At 69.9% G+C, this 15,097-nt stretch carries 27 protein-coding genes; 2 read left to right on the top strand and 25 right to left on the bottom strand.

The annotated features are described in order from the left end of the window. The 13 genes from ACH4YP_RS31815 to ACH4YP_RS31755 all read right to left on the bottom strand — a co-directional run bounded on the left by ACH4YP_RS31815 (position 1) and on the right by ACH4YP_RS31755 (position 7,543). The gene (locus tag ACH4YP_RS31815) at positions 1–288 is read right to left on the bottom strand and encodes a hypothetical protein (protein WP_398494146.1); all 288 of its coding nucleotides are present in this window, start codon (positions 286–288) and stop codon (positions 1–3) included. After that, positions 285–2,735 carry a hypothetical protein gene (locus ACH4YP_RS31810; protein WP_398494144.1) on the bottom strand — a complete coding sequence of 817 codons (2,451 nt, stop codon included), beginning with the start codon at positions 2,733–2,735 and terminating at the stop codon, positions 285–287. Before ACH4YP_RS31810 ends, ACH4YP_RS31815 begins: the two co-directional genes overlap by 4 nt. Then, positions 2,735–3,193 carry a hypothetical protein gene (locus ACH4YP_RS31805; RefSeq protein ID WP_398494142.1) on the bottom strand — a complete coding sequence of 153 codons (459 nt, stop codon included), beginning with the start codon at positions 3,191–3,193 and terminating at the stop codon, positions 2,735–2,737. The genes ACH4YP_RS31810 and ACH4YP_RS31805 overlap by 1 nt, the downstream gene beginning before the upstream one ends. Positions 3,194–3,233: 40 nt before the next feature. Continuing rightward, positions 3,234–3,629, bottom strand: a complete 396-nt coding sequence (locus ACH4YP_RS31800; RefSeq protein ID WP_398494140.1) for a hypothetical protein — start codon at positions 3,627–3,629, stop codon at positions 3,234–3,236. A gap of 333 nt (positions 3,630–3,962) precedes the next feature. Continuing rightward, a complete protein-coding gene (locus tag ACH4YP_RS31795; RefSeq protein ID WP_398494139.1) occupies positions 3,963–4,244 on the bottom strand; it encodes a hypothetical protein in 282 nt (93 codons plus the stop codon). 132 nt (positions 4,245–4,376) lie between these two features. Continuing rightward, positions 4,377–4,628: a hypothetical protein gene (locus ACH4YP_RS31790; protein ID WP_398494137.1), complete on the bottom strand. Its 252-nt coding sequence runs from the start codon at positions 4,626–4,628 to the stop codon at positions 4,377–4,379. Beyond that, on the bottom strand, positions 4,625–4,945 hold the full coding sequence (locus ACH4YP_RS31785) for a hypothetical protein (protein WP_398494135.1): 321 nt from the start codon (positions 4,943–4,945) through the stop codon (positions 4,625–4,627). Before ACH4YP_RS31785 ends, ACH4YP_RS31790 begins: the two co-directional genes overlap by 4 nt. Further along, the gene (locus tag ACH4YP_RS31780; RefSeq protein WP_398494134.1) at positions 4,942–5,454 is read right to left on the bottom strand and encodes a hypothetical protein; all 513 of its coding nucleotides are present in this window, start codon (positions 5,452–5,454) and stop codon (positions 4,942–4,944) included. The genes ACH4YP_RS31785 and ACH4YP_RS31780 overlap by 4 nt, the downstream gene beginning before the upstream one ends. Further along, complete coding sequence (locus tag ACH4YP_RS31775; protein WP_398494132.1) at positions 5,454–5,699, bottom strand: hypothetical protein; 246 nt, start codon at positions 5,697–5,699, stop codon at positions 5,454–5,456. The genes ACH4YP_RS31780 and ACH4YP_RS31775 overlap by 1 nt, the downstream gene beginning before the upstream one ends. Then, positions 5,696–6,418, bottom strand: a complete 723-nt coding sequence (locus ACH4YP_RS31770; RefSeq protein ID WP_398494130.1) for a hypothetical protein — start codon at positions 6,416–6,418, stop codon at positions 5,696–5,698. Before ACH4YP_RS31770 ends, ACH4YP_RS31775 begins: the two co-directional genes overlap by 4 nt. Before the next feature lie 301 nt (positions 6,419–6,719). Beyond that, entirely contained in the window at positions 6,720–6,950 is a 231-nt protein-coding gene (locus ACH4YP_RS31765; RefSeq protein WP_398494128.1) for a hypothetical protein, read from the bottom strand. A gap of 36 nt (positions 6,951–6,986) precedes the next feature. Continuing rightward, positions 6,987–7,214 carry a hypothetical protein gene (locus tag ACH4YP_RS31760; RefSeq protein ID WP_398494126.1) on the bottom strand — a complete coding sequence of 76 codons (228 nt, stop codon included), beginning with the start codon at positions 7,212–7,214 and terminating at the stop codon, positions 6,987–6,989. Between the two features lie 83 nt (positions 7,215–7,297). Beyond that, the gene (locus ACH4YP_RS31755; protein WP_398494124.1) at positions 7,298–7,543 is read right to left on the bottom strand and encodes a hypothetical protein; all 246 of its coding nucleotides are present in this window, start codon (positions 7,541–7,543) and stop codon (positions 7,298–7,300) included. 87 nt (positions 7,544–7,630) lie between these two features. On the opposite strand from ACH4YP_RS31755, the gene ACH4YP_RS31750 reads away from it, so the two are divergent. Together ACH4YP_RS31750 and ACH4YP_RS31745 are read left to right on the top strand one after the other, a co-directional pair. Next, positions 7,631–7,912 (top strand): sigma-70 family RNA polymerase sigma factor, encoded by a 282-nt coding sequence (locus ACH4YP_RS31750; protein WP_398494123.1) that lies wholly within the window; start codon positions 7,631–7,633, stop codon positions 7,910–7,912. A gap of 53 nt (positions 7,913–7,965) precedes the next feature. Then, positions 7,966–8,169, top strand: coding sequence for a hypothetical protein (locus ACH4YP_RS31745; protein WP_398494121.1), 204 nt, complete (start codon positions 7,966–7,968; stop codon positions 8,167–8,169). Here the strand turns inward: ACH4YP_RS31745 and ACH4YP_RS31740 are convergent, their stop codons facing one another. The 12 genes from ACH4YP_RS31740 to ACH4YP_RS31685 form a co-directional block, all read right to left on the bottom strand. Further along, positions 8,170–8,367, bottom strand: coding sequence for a hypothetical protein (locus tag ACH4YP_RS31740; protein WP_398494119.1), 198 nt, complete (start codon positions 8,365–8,367; stop codon positions 8,170–8,172). It abuts the gene before it with no gap. A 132-nt stretch (positions 8,368–8,499) separates the two neighbouring features. Continuing rightward, positions 8,500–9,024, bottom strand: a complete 525-nt coding sequence (locus tag ACH4YP_RS31735) for a hypothetical protein (protein WP_398494117.1) — start codon at positions 9,022–9,024, stop codon at positions 8,500–8,502. A 20-nt stretch (positions 9,025–9,044) separates the two neighbouring features. Further along, positions 9,045–9,656, bottom strand: a complete 612-nt coding sequence (locus ACH4YP_RS31730; RefSeq protein ID WP_398494115.1) for a hypothetical protein — start codon at positions 9,654–9,656, stop codon at positions 9,045–9,047. Positions 9,657–9,791: 135 nt separating this feature from the next. Beyond that, the gene (locus ACH4YP_RS31725; protein ID WP_398494114.1) at positions 9,792–11,873 is read right to left on the bottom strand and encodes a hypothetical protein; all 2,082 of its coding nucleotides are present in this window, start codon (positions 11,871–11,873) and stop codon (positions 9,792–9,794) included. Then, positions 11,873–13,219, bottom strand: coding sequence for a hypothetical protein (locus ACH4YP_RS31720; protein ID WP_398494112.1), 1,347 nt, complete (start codon positions 13,217–13,219; stop codon positions 11,873–11,875). Before ACH4YP_RS31720 ends, ACH4YP_RS31725 begins: the two co-directional genes overlap by 1 nt. A 21-nt stretch (positions 13,220–13,240) precedes the next feature. Next, positions 13,241–13,450 (bottom strand): hypothetical protein, encoded by a 210-nt coding sequence (locus ACH4YP_RS31715; protein ID WP_398494110.1) that lies wholly within the window; start codon positions 13,448–13,450, stop codon positions 13,241–13,243. 2 nt (positions 13,451–13,452) lie between these two features. Then, positions 13,453–13,653 carry a DUF4236 domain-containing protein gene (locus ACH4YP_RS31710; RefSeq protein WP_398494109.1) on the bottom strand — a complete coding sequence of 67 codons (201 nt, stop codon included), beginning with the start codon at positions 13,651–13,653 and terminating at the stop codon, positions 13,453–13,455. Next, complete coding sequence (locus ACH4YP_RS31705) at positions 13,653–13,964, bottom strand: hypothetical protein (RefSeq protein ID WP_398494107.1); 312 nt, start codon at positions 13,962–13,964, stop codon at positions 13,653–13,655. The genes ACH4YP_RS31710 and ACH4YP_RS31705 overlap by 1 nt, the downstream gene beginning before the upstream one ends. A gap of 11 nt (positions 13,965–13,975) precedes the next feature. After that, positions 13,976–14,272 (bottom strand): hypothetical protein, encoded by a 297-nt coding sequence (locus ACH4YP_RS31700; protein ID WP_398494105.1) that lies wholly within the window; start codon positions 14,270–14,272, stop codon positions 13,976–13,978. 28 nt (positions 14,273–14,300) lie between these two features. Next, on the bottom strand, positions 14,301–14,486 hold the full coding sequence (locus tag ACH4YP_RS31695; protein WP_398494103.1) for a hypothetical protein: 186 nt from the start codon (positions 14,484–14,486) through the stop codon (positions 14,301–14,303). Between the two features lie 160 nt (positions 14,487–14,646). After that, positions 14,647–14,811 (bottom strand): hypothetical protein, encoded by a 165-nt coding sequence (locus tag ACH4YP_RS31690; protein ID WP_398494101.1) that lies wholly within the window; start codon positions 14,809–14,811, stop codon positions 14,647–14,649. Between the two features lie 79 nt (positions 14,812–14,890). Further along, complete coding sequence (locus ACH4YP_RS31685) at positions 14,891–15,061, bottom strand: hypothetical protein (protein WP_398494100.1); 171 nt, start codon at positions 15,059–15,061, stop codon at positions 14,891–14,893. Between the last annotated feature and the right edge of the window lie 36 nt (positions 15,062–15,097).

Genomic DNA, 15,097 nt, shown 5'->3' with positions numbered 1-15,097 from the left:
CTAGGAGACGCTGAGGACCCCGGATTTACGGACGACGTTCTCGCTGCCGGGCGGGTCGATGCTGACCCACACCCGGTAGTCGCCGGCTGCCAACTCGATGTCGGTGCCGGGGCCGATGAGGATGCGGACTTCGCTGCCCACCCAGGCCGCGGTGTGCCATTCGTCGTCGTCCGGGTTCGCCCGGTGCGCGACGACAGCGGCCCGCACCGGCGTTGATCCGGTGTCGATGCCGGTGGGCACGGTCACGGGGATGTGCAGGTATTCGGTGGAGGTGGCCGGGATTATCACAGGTCGGCCACCTCCCACTCGTCGACCGGCGCTTCGGACTGGTACGGGCTGCCGCGCAGGATCCCGGTCGGCCAGCCGCTTGCGGGTGGCCGGCTGGTGTACGGGGTGGTTCGGGGCTGGCCTGTCGACCATGCGAGGTAGGGGGCGCCGACGGTGACGTCGATGTCCTCGACCGGCTCGCCGACGATTCCCGCCGCTTGCAGTACTGCCGTGGCTGCGAGTTGCCCGCCGCCTGCGGTGGCGAGGCTGGCTGCCGCCGTCCGGGTCGCGATCGCTGCGAGGGTGGCCGCTCCTTGAGTGGTGCGGGTGCCGGTCGCTTGCAGGATGGCCGTGGCGGTGAGAGCTGCCGTACCGGTCCCGCTCGCGGTGACCGTCGCTGCAGCGGATGCCGTAGCTTCCCCGGCGAGGGTTGCGTCACTGCTGGTGCCGCGGACGACGTTCCCGCTGCATTCGGCCGTCACGTCCAGGCTGGCCGCCTGGCCTGCGGTAGCGCGGACGGCTTCCGTGCTGGCGGTCGCCGTTGCGGCCAGTGCGCCGGTGCCGTTCGCTCCGCGGGTCGCGGAGCTCGCCGAACTGGCGGAGGCTGCGAGGCTGCCGACGCCGACCAGCGCGAGCTGACCTTCGGCTGCCGCCGCCGCGGTGGCGGTGAGGTCCGCGCTGGAGTCGCCGTTCCCTGTGACGGTGCCCGCAGACGAGAGGCCCGCAGACACTGCGAGTGCGGCGACCGCCTGGGCCGCCACCATTCCGTCGGCCATTGGCGTGGCTATGCCCGTCAAGGCTCCGTCGGCGGTCGTGGCGCGAACACCATCGCCGGAGAGGACGGCTGCCCCATCGAGACTGGCCTCACCAGTCCGTCCTGCGATGCCGCTACCGGATAGCCCGGCAGTGGCGTCGAGTTCACCCGTTGCCTCTGTCGCAACGGAGCCAGCTGCCTCGCCGTCGCCTGTGACGTCGAGCGCGGCGGTGCCGGATGCGGTGCGAAGTGCGGTGCCAGCCGACGTGGCTGTGGCGGCGAGTACGCCTGAGATGGCGCGCCCAGTGCTGCCGGACGCCGTCGGGCTGGCGGTGGCCGCAGCCTCCGACTCACCTTCCGTGCCGACCGATCCGGCCGCGGCCGTGGTGCTGGCGGCGGCGAGCGTCGAGGTTCCCGCAGCAGCCCGGACGCCGTCCGCTGTAGCCGTCGCGGCCCCGGCGAGGGTTCCAGCAGCCGGATGTCCGACAAGGCCGGTGGCGTTGCGGCCAGCCGTAACTGCGAGGGCCGCCGCTGACGTCGCATCGAGTCGGCTATCTGCGGTGAGCCCTGCTGTCGCCTGCAGTTCGCCAGCCGCGACGGCGTCGAGAGCGACCGCTGCATCGGCTGTCGCTGACGCGGCAAGGCTCGCTGTGGAGCTGGCGGCCCGGACACCGCCAGCGGTGGTGCTAGCAGTTGCCGCGAGGGCTGCGGCCAGCGCCGTATCGATGCGTCCCGCGGTCGTACCCGTGGCAGTCCCGGAGAGCGATCCGGTGCCGGTGGTTGCGCGGTCTACCGCGGCTGTCGCTGTTGCCGTGACGGCCAGCACCGCAACGCCGTTGGCGTCGATGGCCCCGGTCGCGGACGGCGTCGCGGTTGCCGCGAGGCTTCCTGCGCCGAGGCGCCCGACTTCGCCGCTGGCGCTGCCGGTGGCTGTTCCGTCGAGCGCCCCGTCCCCGTCGACGGGGACTCCGGCGGGGGGCACGTTGAGGGAGTCAAATTCGGCGTAGTCGTCGACGCCTTCGCCGCGGTGGGCGATGAGCTGGAATTCCAGGTTGGGTTCGCCGACCCAGGCCGGGGAGGCGAGGGTACGGCGGGTCGTCCACGTCGACGCGTCGGGAGAGGTCTCCCAGTAGACGGTGCCGCCGGTTTCACGGATCCGCAGCCAGGCGTGGGCGACCGGATCGTAGGGCGTGGACACGGAGCCGCCGTCGAAGTAGCCGACCCTGCTGTACATGAACAGCGATCCGGACAGGGCGCTGATCTCGAAGCAGATGTCCGTGCCCGGGGTCTGCTGCTTGATGAGGGCCTGCACCCACACTTCGGTGGTGGCGCCGCCGTTGGCCATCGGGTAGGCCCGGATGGTCATGCCGGATTCCCGCAGCGTGTAGAGGAGTCCGGTGCTGTACGCGTTGTAGCCGGTGTTGCAGGGGATGCGGGCCCGGCCGCCTACTTCGCTGACGGTGCCGAACGAGTTCGACCACAGCACTGTGTTGATGGTGTTGTCGTCGAAGTCGTCGCTGATGGAGCTGAGTGCCGTGCCGATGACGGCGATCTGCGTTCCGACGGCTTGTGGCTGCTTGCGCGGGTCGAGGACGGCGGCCCGGTTGGGGGTCATGCGGGCGACGGGCCGGGAGACGATCGACGATCGCGATCCCGCCCGGGAGGTGCCGCTGGTGGTGACGGCGCCGGTGGTGCGGGCCCGGCCGCCGGGCATCAGCGCTCGTCGTAGGCCACGTAGCAGCGGAGGTTGGCGGTGGTTGCTGCCGCGGTCTGGGTGATGGGCATGCCGCCTCCCGCCGCGATGATGAGGCCCGGGTCGGGGAACGTCCAAATGAAGCCGGTGCCCAAGGTCGCGGGCGTGGTGCCGCGCCGGAAGGCGAGACCGAGGAGGGTCGGGTCGGCGGTGGCCCACGTCTTTTCGAGGACGGCTGCAGTGGCGCCGAGGACCGGGTCTTCAGCGACGGGGGTGTCGCTTGTGATGGCGCCGGTGCCGACGGCGTTCATCCGCCAGATCGCGAACCCGATCGCTGCGGCAGTGCCACTCTCCAGGAAGACGCCGACCTCGTAGACGGCCAGCGACTTCGCCGACCCGGCTTTCAGGTTCCACATGACCTTGTCGGTCGCGTTCACCGAGGCTTTCGCGGCGGCGGAGGCAACGCTGTAGCGGGCCATCTGCGACTCCTCTACTCGACGCGGGAGTTAAAGCCGCAGGTCAGGAAGCTTGCGGGGCCAGGGAGAGCGAAAGAGCAGTTGTGGTGAAGGTGTCGGCGCTAGCCCAAGCCTTCGAAGCGGTGAGCGCCACCGAGAACAGGAACGTGCCGCCGCTGGATGCCGACCAGATCGACAGGTGCGTGATCGTCTCCGACGTGCCGCCGTTGGTCCAGCTGGGGTTGGTGCCGGTGAGGGCGAGCGCAGACCCGGTCGTCGATGCGGCGAACGTGAACACCGGACGGGTCGTCGACCCGACGCTGATCGCCGTGGTTCCGGCGGCGCCCGGGTTGGCGGTGTGCAGTTGCGCGTAGGTGGTGATGGGCCCGTAGGCGGCACCTGCGGCGCGCAGGGTGTTGAGCCAGCTGGATACGAGGCTTGTGGACAGGCCCTCAGCCATCGGTCTCCTCCTCGTCGGTGGGAGACTCGTCGGTCTCCGGCTTGGGGGCTGGGGTGACCTCGCCTGAGGCCTCCACGGTGATCACGATCGTCTGGCTGTCGGCCACAGCGACGCGCCTTCCTGTGCAGCGCCGCTGTGGCGCATCGGGGGTGTTCGGGGGTCCCGCCGCCCCGGGGCATGGGTGAAGTGGGGCGGCGGGACGTCGGGGCGGTGAGCAGCCGCCCCGGCTCTGGTCGTGCGTCCACCTCAGCCCCCCACTAGGACTGAGGCGGACGAAGGCCCGAGCGCTGGGGGCGCTTCGAGGGCCGTCCTGCGCGCCGCCGCGCAGGAGTCTCAGGCGGCGTGAGCGTGGGGGCCGCGACTGTTGGCGGCGGGGTCGGCGGGCCGGTGCTTGGCTCCGCCTTCTGCCGCTGCCCGAACGGTGGGGAGGTGGAAGTACTGGCCCGCTTCGCCGTCGAGGATGGGTTCGATCTTTCCTCGGGAGACCCAGACGCGAATCGTGCCGGGCTTCACTCCGGCTTCACGGGCTGCTTCCCACAGATCTCCGAGGTCGCGGTTGCCTGCGACTTGGGCGAAGTGGATCTCAAGCCCGTCCGGGTTGGGGTAAGCGACCACGGCACCTCCCCGAGGTACGCGAAAGCCCCCACCGGTGTTGTCACGGCGGGGGCTCCAGGGGCGTGATGTGATTCGTGTGCCACGATCAAGGATCACGATTACAGATGGGCGATTTTTCGTCAAGCAGCTTGCCTAGTTCGTGCCATTGTCGTCATCGAATAGCGGGCGGACGACATGCAGGTACTCCCAGATCCAGATGCCGAGGTGTTCGGCGGCGGCGTGGTAGCCCTCGGTGCGGATTCGCCGGTTCGGGCGCCATGTTCCGGCGGCATGGCGGTCGAGCCAGTAGGCGCAGCGTGGGGACATCACGGGCGGCGCCTGATTCCAGTAGGCCGTAGAGTCGGCGACTCTCGGCGGCTTGTGGCCCCAGAGCGGGGCGCTCATGCTGCCCGCTCGTCCCTCAATGCCCGCACCGCTCCCCATGCGAGGTACCCGATCAGTGCGACGGGGATGAGCGGCCAGATGAGGGCGAAGGCCGCGACGAGCACGGCGTGCGAGGCGGCGTGACCGGGCCGGGGTCCTCCTTTAGTGAGGACCATGTCGATGCCCCACAGGATCGCCCCGACAAGCAGGTAAGCCGCGATGCCTTCGGGCGGCAGATCGGTGACGGCGAAGGCGACCACAACCACCATGCTGGCGGCGACGACCCACGCGACGGCGTACATCCTGAACAGGCCCTGGTTGGGGACGGTCTCGCTCAAGGCGCCCACTCCTCCCCTTTGTGATCCGGATGCCCGGCGAACGGCTGGGCCAGAATGCGGAGTCCGCGCGGGATGTGCGGCGGTCGCGGCCCGTCGGGGCGCGGTCGCCGCCAGTACGACTCTTCGGTGTAGTCCCACCGTTCCCAGCCGTCGCGGCCCGCGTCGACGTTGCGCTCCCACGTCGGGTCGGGGTCGCCCGCCTCGTCGACGGGTGGCACGTCGGCGTCGTCCCACTGCTTGCGTGGGCCTTCGGTGGTGGCGTACTCCCAGGCGGGGTGGGCGCGTCGGGCATGCAGTGCGGTGTCGGGTTCGTCTTCGGTGGCCGGTGGTTCGTAGTCCAACTCGTCGACGAGGGCGAGCTTGGCGTCGAGGTCGTCGAGGAGTCGCGTCGGGTCGATGGGGGTGCCGTGGTAGCGCTCCGAGGTGACGCCGTCCCGGTTCCAGTTCGCACGGACTGCGGTGGCGTCTTCCGCGTACCGGGCCCGCAGGAAGTCGACTATCTGGCTCATCAGCTCACCTCTGCCCGGTCGGCGAGGCGAAGTCCGGACCGGAGAAGGAATTCGTCGAGGTCTATGACGCCCCCCATTTCGTCGCCCGTACTGAACCGGATCAGCTCAGTGTGCTCCTCGTTGTCGACGGTCCCGACGCCCCACCGGTAACGGAGGTAGAGGTACTGGCCGCCGATGGCCCACGCGTCCCACTGCGAGGGGCAGGCAAAGCAGGTCTGCACGACGCGTGCGAGGGCGAGGTTCACGCCGCCACCCCCGCCGCTTCGGCGAGCACGGCTTCTTGCGCGGCCCGGAGTTCCCGCCACTCCCCCAGCGTCTCCCACCGGCACCCGCACGCCCCGCACCGGACCCGATGTGATGCGGCGGTGGCGGTCAACGGCTGCCCGCACAGACTGCCGTCGTCGTACCGGGCCGGGCAGACACCGATCTGCACACGGCCGGGCCGCCGTTCGTCGTCGACAATCGCCTTGCACTCGCCGTAGAGGCGCCGCAGGTCGTCGATGTCCTGGCCGACCGACTCGTAACTGCCGCACGCCCACAACAGGTTGTCGGCAAGGAACCTGGCGTGCGCGGGTACGGCCTGCGCCGGGGAACCGCGCCACGGGGCCACCGTCCAGCCGAGCGCCTTCCGCCACGCGTCCTCGATGTCCCGCAGCCGGGCCGCAACACCACCCGGGCCGACCAGGGCCAGGACTTCCAGGCGGGGCGGGATCGGCGGATTCTTCGAGCCCGACGAGCCGCCGCCCGAACGGCGGGCGCCCCGCATCAACGACGCCGTCGTATCCAGTCGCCGGAACAGGGCCGGGAGTTCGGCGAGCCACGCGCCGGCCTTGTCCTCACACGGTCGGCATACCTGGCGGCCGAGTTCGGTCGCCCACAGGCGGTGGCTACGGGGGCCAGTCTCGGGCCCGGCCGCGCACGTCGGCCATTCGTAGTCGAGTTCAGAGGCGGAGTGGTCGTGCACGGCGGGCTCCTCGTGTGGTGCGGGAAGCATGATGCGCTTGCGCCAATTGTGCATCAGCACGCCTACAACCCATGCCGATGGCATAGCGTTGAGCCCTCTCGCATGCCAATGGCCCGCCCTATTCGAGGACGGGCCAATTCGGCGCGGGCCATGAACGGCTGGCGTACCGTCCACCTACGCACGCCGCGCCGAACTGGACGGCAAGGTAGGCCACGAGGCCTCCTATCGTTCGCGGCCGGGCATGTCGCCCCAGCCGAAGATCAGTCCAGGGTTGTGGGCGGCGCACCGCCACAGCCGCGTTTCAGGCGGTGGCGTTGAGCGGCTGGTCCAGCCAGCCGGCGAACTCGCCGACCGTCTTCGCCGCTTCGGCCTGGGTGGCGGCGATGTAGTGGTAGGCGACCTCGTGGCACGGGTCGTCGCTGGCCATGGGGGCGAGGTTGAGGGCCCATCCCTCCACGAGGATTCGCCCGTCGTGCAGGTCGAGGCTGGTGATGAATCCGCCGGGGCACGGGGTGATCGTGGGAACGCTCATTGCGGTACTCCTGACGGTGGTGGCCATGGCGATCTCCTAGGCGGCGAGGGCGAGGCGGGCGGCGCAGATCTTGAACTCGGCGCGGCGGGGCTTGTAGTTGAGGGCGATGACCGCGACCTGCTGCGCCGTGAACCTGGAGCAGTCCCGCATCCGGCGCCCGGCGTGAGTCCGGCCCGTGGTGCCGACAACCCCGCACTTGGCGGCGACCTTGCGCAACGTGCCGACCATGCTGGCCGCGTCCCGGCGGGAGAGGCCCTGCGCCATGGCGTGGCTCGCGAGGGTTCCGGTTCCGCGGCGGGCGATGCGGGCGGCGGCGCGGGTGGCGACGCTGCGGGCCCTGCGATGGGTCAGGCGAAGTAGGCCAGGGGGTTGACGCCGTCGCCGTTGTCGTCGACGTCCACAAGCCACTCGTCGAACAGGTCGTCGCCGAGGCGCTTGTTCAGCTCATCCATGACCCAGCCGCGCACGATGGCGGACTCCTCGGTGACCGGCTTGCCCTCGGTGCCCATCCAGGCGAGGCACAGAGCCTCGTCGCTGAGCTTCGCGGCCATCTCGGCGACCTTGGCGTTGGCCTGCTCGCGCACCGTGTTCATTCCGTCTCCCCTGCTGGTCTCCCTGGCGATGACTTCACTGTAAGGGTACCCCTTACGTCTTGTCAACCCACCCCTTACACTGAATCCATGACGACGCCGCCGAGCCCCTTCGAGAACCTCAAACACCTCGCCGAACAGGGCGATCCGATCCAGCGCGCCAAGGATGTCGGCAAGGTGCTGGAAGCCATCCCGGACCTGCAGCACTGGCTGCGCGAGGTGCGCCAAGGCGCAGTCCAGGAGATGCGCAACGAGGGCATGAGCCACGCCGAAGTCGGCAAGGAACTCGGACTCAGCAGGGCACGGGCGCAGCAGATCGTCGAAGGGCGGACCACCGGCAAGCGCGCCGAACCGAAGCCCGACGCCGAGTAGCCCGCTTCCCCGTTTCCGCCCCACTCCCCCACCACCCCGGGCAGACTGCGTCCATGGACGAGGTGGTGTACATGGTGCGCACGAAGAGCCGGGCGTCCTGTCAGCGGGAGTTGGATCTGATCTGCGAGCGCATGGGTGCGGTGGCGGTGACGAAACCGACGGATGCGGCCGGCGCCCGCTGGGTCGCCCGGGCTGTGCCGCGCATGACGCAGGCCCCGGTCGTGGACGGTGACGGCCGGGGCCCTTCCGCGGGTTGATCAGTCCTCGTCTTCGCTGTCGCGGGGGTCGAGGTAGCGGGCCGGGATCTTGTCGTAGGCGGTGTTGACGGCGTCCTGCAAGTACAGGTAGCGGGTGTCGCCCTGGGCGGGCTTGTTGCCTTGCTCGGCAACGTAGACGTCGAGGTCGTCGTTGGCCTTGTTCCATGCGCGTGTAGCGCGGCGGGCAGCAAGTCCCATAACGGCCTCCTCAGTAGTTGCTGTCGTCGTCGGGGTCGGGGTTGTCGGCGGCTTCACAGTTGGCGTTGCAGTACGGGTAGCCGCCGGGGGCACCGCACAGCTGGCACTCGTTGTCGGGCATCGACCCTCCTCCTACTGCGGGTTGTTGTTCTTGATCCAGATGGCGCGGTTCTTCTGGTTCGTCTCGCTCTGGTCGACGTGGACGTCTCCGCTGATGTGGTTGTGGGTCTCGGCGGGTACGGCTTGTCCGGCACGGCGCAGGAGCCGGGCGATAGCAAGCGCGAGGGCGGCGAGACCGCCGAAGAACACGCCGATCGCCGTCGGATCCGCCGCATCGGAGGCGACCATGACGAGGGAGACGCCGCCGCAGACGAGGACCGACATCCCGCCGAACGACCACATGCGGACACTGTCGTCGACGGCCTTCGAGCTCATCGACGGCCGTCCGGGCTGGTCGACGGCCGGGGTGCCGCCGATGCGGGAGCCGTCCTCCCATGACGGCACACTCGGGTCTTCGATGCGGATGGCGGTGGGCTTGTCAGCGGCGATCTCTTCGACGGCGGCAAACAGGCGGCGGACCGTCTCGCGGTCGGCGTCGGTGGGGGTGGCCTGCCCGGCCGCGGGGGCGGTGGGCTTCGGCTCGGGCAGGTGGTACATGGGTCTTGGTCCTTTCATGGTTACGGGGTGGCGGCGTTCGCCGACGCCTTGCGGGTCTTGGGGGCGGGTGCGGGCTGCGACGGGGCGAGGGCGGCTGCTTCGGTCTGCTGCGCGTACCAGGCGCCGCCGACGCTGACTCCTCCGTGCTTGGTCTTCTCGTGGGCGCGGAGTGCTTTGGTGGCGGTCTTGGCGTCGCGGTAGCGGGGCTTCTCCTTTTTGCCGCAGGGGCAGGTCCAGCCGACGAGCCCGGTGCGTTTGTCGGCGCCCATGCGGGCGGCCCGGTTGATCTCGACTCGGGAGACTTTCTCCTTGGTCGCTTTGGCCGGGCAGGGCTTGGAGCCGGTGAAGGAGCCGTCTTTGCCCTTGGTGAAGATCTGGCCGTTGCCGTGGCAGGTGGGGCAGCCCACGTGGGTGGCTCGGAGGATCGCGGCGTCCTTGCGGGACTGCATGACGGATCGGCGGTCTGCGACCATGGGGGCGACGACACGGAGAACGAGCCAGCTGCCGAGTCGGGCGTGGATGGGGCCGCCGCGGGGGATTTTGACGCGGCGGGTGGGATGCTTGCGGGCGGCGGGCTTACGGCGCCTCGCCGCGGTGCTGCGGCGGGCCGGCTTGCGCTTCGCGGGCGGCATACGGACTCCTCTTCAAGAACTTCACATATATGGATCAATAGGGTGGCGGCGACCCGGCGGGACCCCGGCGCAGACCCGGCAGACACCCGGCGACCTGCACCGATGCTCCAGACCTCCGCCGGGTCCCCGCCGGGCTTACGCCGCCCTCATGCCGGGGTCTTGCCGGGTCTGCGCCGGGTCCAGGAGGCCCGCAGCGGCCCGTTCGACCTCGCTCCGGTTCCAGCCGCGCAGGTACTTGCCCTCGGGGCAGTCGGTGCGGTCCGCCTTCACGCCGGGAGCGTGCTTGCGGAGCCGGTTGGCGAGCGCAGTCGCGTCCACCCCGTCGACTCCCGCAGCGGCCAGGGCGGGGAGCAGCACTTCGCCGGTCGGCAGAAAGTCGCGGCCCTTGGCGCGGAAGACGCGCAGCAGTGCGGCGATGAGCGGGGCGTCGCCGTGGGCGACGGCGTCGAGACGTTCGGCGAGGTTGCCCCGCTGCCCTGCCGTGGTAAGGGTGACGCCGGCCTTCAGGACGGTGTCGCTGTCCATGCGGTTGGGGCCAGCCTTGATGCGGTCGGGGACGGCGGAAACGATCTGATCGCGGGTGTACTTGTTGAACTGGTAGCGGATGGCCCGGTTGAACAACCCGCCCATGATCATGGCCTGGCCTGCGTCGTTGGCGACGACCCCGACGGCGGGCTTCATTCGGTCCGCCCGCCAGCCCTGCGCACCGGCACCGGGACCAAAGGCGATCTTGATGTCTTCGAAGCGGCAGGCCATGAGGATGCGGTAAGCGATGATCAGGGCGATGGCGTCACCCAGAGCGTCCGCAGTGGCTTCCTGACCAGCCATGATGAGGTAGATGCCGTACTGGCGGCCGGTGCGCAGGATCGTGATCGCGTCAGCCTTGCCCTTGGGGCTGAGCTGGATGAACTCGTCGATGTTGATGTACAGGTTGGGGTGCTTCTCGGTGGCGTGCCAGCGGTCGCCCATGCCGAGTGCGGGCATGAGGTAGCGGCGGGCGGAGATGTAGGAGAGCGCCTCCGCCAGGGCCTCCTCGCACTCCTCGGGGGTGCGGGCGTGGCGGGCCATGAGGTCGCCGAATTCCGCGAGTCCGCCCTTGATCGGGTCGAGGTCCCAGACGACGGCGTCCCGACAGGCAGTGAGCGCCTCGTTGATCGTGCGCAGAGCGCCGAGGGTTTTGCCCGCACCCATGGCGCCGACGATGAGCGCGCAGAATCCGTCGAGGGTGAGCTCGAAGATGCTGCCGTCCATGGCCCGACCCATGGCGATGGTGTCGTGGACCGACAGGGAGCGCGGGGCGTGCACGGCCGGGCGGGGCATCTCCGCGAACGGGTTCATCTGGACGAGGCGAACGATGATGCGGGACTTGTCGCGCGGGTCCGGCTCCATCATGAAGCCGCCATCGGGCAGCCCCAGGTGTGATTCGAGCTGGTCGACGACGCCCTGCACCTTGCCCGGGGTGGATCCCTTGAGGACAACCTCCAGCTCCCACCCCCAGTCGTGACGGGCGAGCGTCTTCACGTCCCGGTAGTCGGCGCCCTCGGCGTACAGGGCCCGGCCGAGGCAGTCCGCGGCCTGGCCGCCGTCAGTCACCCAGGCGATCGGGTACGGCTCGCCGCTCTCGGGGTCGTCCTGGTCGGCAACAATCTGCTCCGCGGCGATGCCGGGACTGTTGAGGCGGTAGCGCCCGTACCAGGAGACTGCGGCGAACGTGGCGAGCGTGAGGGTGGCGGGGGTCATCCACCACGAGTCGGCGGCGGTCATGCCCGCGTACTTTACGAGCGCCCACCAGCCGGCAAGGTTCAGCCCGGCGGTGGCGAGGGCGCTCCAGCCGAGGAACTTCCAGCGGGAGTGGCGCTCCTGCTTGACCTTGTTCCAGTCGGCGCCGCGGCTCATGCCGCCGAGGACTTCCTGTAGGTCGTGGGCGCGGACGTACCGCCAGCCGAGGTATGCGCCGGCTCCGAATCCGGTGCCGAACCAACTGGCGATGTTCCAGCCGCCGCGGGCGGTGAGGCCGACGGCCCGCCCGGTCTTCGCGGCGACGACCATGGCCGCGGAGCCGGTCTTCCGCAGCATGGGGTAGCCCGGCTCGTAGGGGATGACGATGCCGGGTGCGATGTCTTCCTCGGACAGGTCGTCGGGTACGACGAGTTCGCCCGCGATCACCTTGCTGGTGTCCCAGTCGGGCGGGAACTCGGGGGTGGCTTCGGTCGTCATCACTGGTCCTTCTGGCGTGCGTTCTTGGCGGCGATGGAGGCTTGGTTGCGGGCGGCCGGGGAGTACTTCTGGGTGTCGCCCTTCTGTCGCGTTCCGCGCACTGTCGGACCCCCTGCGTGACCACGCCTGGAGCGGCCGGGCATTTGTTGATCGACCTGCGAGGAACGGCCTGTTGCGAGGGCTGCAACGGGGGTGCCGGTGAGCGCGGCTTCGACGCGCCTCTCGGCGGCGCGGCGGGCGGTGATGGACTCGATGGACTCGCCCGGCTCGCAGCCCTTGATGTTGCGGTGAGCCTGGGCCCACACCGTGTCGTCGTCGGGAGCCGATCCGACCGCTGCGGCGATCTTCACGGCCTCCTTCCAGACGTCCTCGAACTCCCGCTGCCGTTCCTCCGCCAGACGCACCCGCTCAGCCTCGGCAGCCTTCTCCTCGGCGGCCTTCTCGACGGCGCGCTGCTTCTCCTCGGCGGCCTCCCTTTTCAACTCCGCCTTGGCCGCCTTCTTCGCGGCCCTGCGCTGCCGCCACGACGGCTTGCCGTCGCGCTTGCGGATGCGGCCGTGCTCGTGGAGGTCCCACATGCCGGGGCCGGCGATCGAGGCGAGCGCGGTGCCGAACGCGGTCGCCGCGTCGTACTCGGCGAGACCGTGAACGATGTTGATGCTGGCCGCGGTGAGCGCACCGGCCCAGGCGACGAGCCGGTAGTGCCAGTGCGGTCGCCCGGCTGTAACGGCAGCAGCAGCGCCGACAAGGGCGACGAGCGCGATCACCTCGATGAACACCGGGGCGATGAGCAGGTATTCGGCGGTCGGGTCGTAGAAGGCGTTCATCTGAACGGGCAGGGCGACCGCTGCACAGAGGGCGTAGAAGGCGAGGGCGACGTTGCGCCACCGCTTGCCGGACTTCGCGACGGCCTTCGTCTGCTCGGCCTCGCTCTTCTGCTGCCCTTCGGCCTGGCGGTCGGCTTCCTCGCGGGCGCGGTCGGCGTCGGCCTTCCGCTTCCGGCTCTCGGCGATGCGAGCCTCGGACGCGGCCTGCTCCTCGCGGGCCTTCCGCTCAGTACGGTCGTTGGCAAGGCGCAGTTTCCGGGAGTCCTCCTCGGCCCGGGTGCGTACCGCGTCGGCCTCGGCTTCGGCAGCCATGCGCTGCGATTCCGCGTCGGCCCACGCCTTGGCGCGGATCGCCTCGGCCTGCGCCTGGGCGACCAGTTCGGACTTCCCGGCCGGCTCGGGCTCAGGGTTGCGCTGTTCCTCGACGGGCTCGGGGTCGGGTGTGATGGGCCGCCAGTCCCCGTATACGGGCATGGTCGGCCGGGTGCTGCCGTTGACCTGGGGCGGGCTGGCGGTCATGACGTTCGGTGTCCTTTCGGGTCAGGCGCGGTTGCGCCGGTCAATGACAGCTACGGCGATGGATACGGCCGCGAACAGGACGATGAAGCTGATCGCTGTCACGGCAGGCTTGGGCAGACCGGCCAGGGTGAGCGTGAACGTGGTGCTCATCGACACGATCAGCGGCGGCAGGAGGATCGCGGCGGCCTGAGGGAGCGGGTAGCGGCGCTTCAGGTGGGCGATGATCCACATGGTCAGTCCTCTCGGCTGCGGCGGGTGGTCCGCCGGAACCCGAAGGGTCCGGGCAGGTCCATGGAGGTGGTGCGGCGTCCGGTTGACGAAATCGTGTGGCGCGGGCCCTTGCCGCCGCCCAACGTGATCGACCAGCTGCGCCGGTTGATGTTGAGGCGGACCCCGGGCAGAATCCGGAAGCTCTTACGGAACGTGATCGGCATCAGACGGCCGCCGATCCGTGCCGGGCGTGGTCCGTCGCCATGTCCCGCAGAACGGCGAGCCGCTCGGGCGATTGGTTGCGCGTCGCCCGGATCTCAACCGAGCAGCCCTGAGCGGAGCACCGGTACACCTCGGTCGTCGTGGCCTTCGCGACCCGGTCGGTGAGCGTGAGACCGGACGACAGCATCGACAGAACGACGGACAGCAGGATGAGCGTGCTCACGTCGTGGTCGGCAAGGTGCGCGGCAACGGCGCCCGTGACTACGGCGGTTGCGATGCCACCGATCACGTCGACGGGGTTCGGCTTCTTCATGGGTTCCTCTCTCAGGCGGTGGCGCCGGTGCGCGCCTTGTGGAATTCGGCGATGAACTCGTCGGTCAGGCCCGAGCCGAGCGCCGCACCGACCGGGCCGATCCCGGTGACGGAGGCGGCCCACAGCTCCAGCCATGCGGCCCGGCAGGCCAGGTAGTTGAGGACCGGTCGGGCCGCGCGCAGCGGGAAAACGACCGCCCCGAGGGCGACCATCACCGTCAGGGCGAGGGCCCGCAGCGCCCACCGGCCCGCCCACGCGGCCGCACGATGCAGCCGGCCAGGCTTCGCGGTGATCAGATAGGCGTGCACTACGGGCTCCTTCCGGGGGCTGGGGTGGCTAGGCGCGAGCCTTGTGGCCGGCTGCGTGCTTGCGGCGGGCCCTCTTGCAGCCCGCGCATTTCCGCACCGGGCCGTTGCCGACGATGGCGGGCGGAATGGTCTGGCCGCAGATCGCCGGGGTTTGGCCCCGCACGAGCTGCGGGTGGCAGTCCGGGCAGTGGAAGTGCATGTCGGCGACCTTCACGTCGGGCTCCCTTCGGGTTGGGTTCAGCGGCGGTCGAGTCCGCATCCGTTGTTCGCGTGGTCCTCGCACGGTCCACACGGTTCGTTCTGGGGGCCGAACCCCCAGTTGCCGCGATGGAGTTCGGCGTGCTCCACGCACTGGGGGCACTCCTTACGGGCCATCAGCCGCGCTGGGGCTTCTCCTTGGCGGCCCCCTCCGCCGCGACAACCCGGTCGTGGGAGGCCAGGTACTCGTCGCTGTCCGGGTCGGTGTTCTTGTTGTTGAAGCGGGCGTTGTGCTCGCGCTGCTCCGGCGTGCCGAGGATCTTGTTGGCGATGCGGCCCATGACGGGTCCTTTCGGTGGGTGGCGGAACACTGGACGGTTCCCCTCACCGCCCGTGCGAGACGGACGGATCGGTCAGCGGTCAGGGCTGGTTCTGCGTGTTGTTGATGGCGTCGAGGTAGCCGTCGGTCAGGTCACTGGCGGCCTTGGCGGTGTCGGGGTCTCCGGCCGCCAGCATTCGCGTCTGGAAGTCGCGGGTGGCGGTGGCGCCCTGCTGGTAGGCGGCGATCTGCTGCTCGGAGTTGCTGGCCACGGGGTCTCCTCGGATCGGTGGATGGTGTGGTGCGTG

The organism is Streptomyces sp. NPDC020747, from assembly GCF_044334695.1.
In the GTDB taxonomy this organism is placed as follows: Bacteria; Actinomycetota; Actinomycetes; order Streptomycetales; family Streptomycetaceae; genus Streptomyces.
The sequence above is the reverse complement of the archived record's forward strand: the minus strand, read 5'-3'. Positions and strand labels throughout refer to the sequence as shown.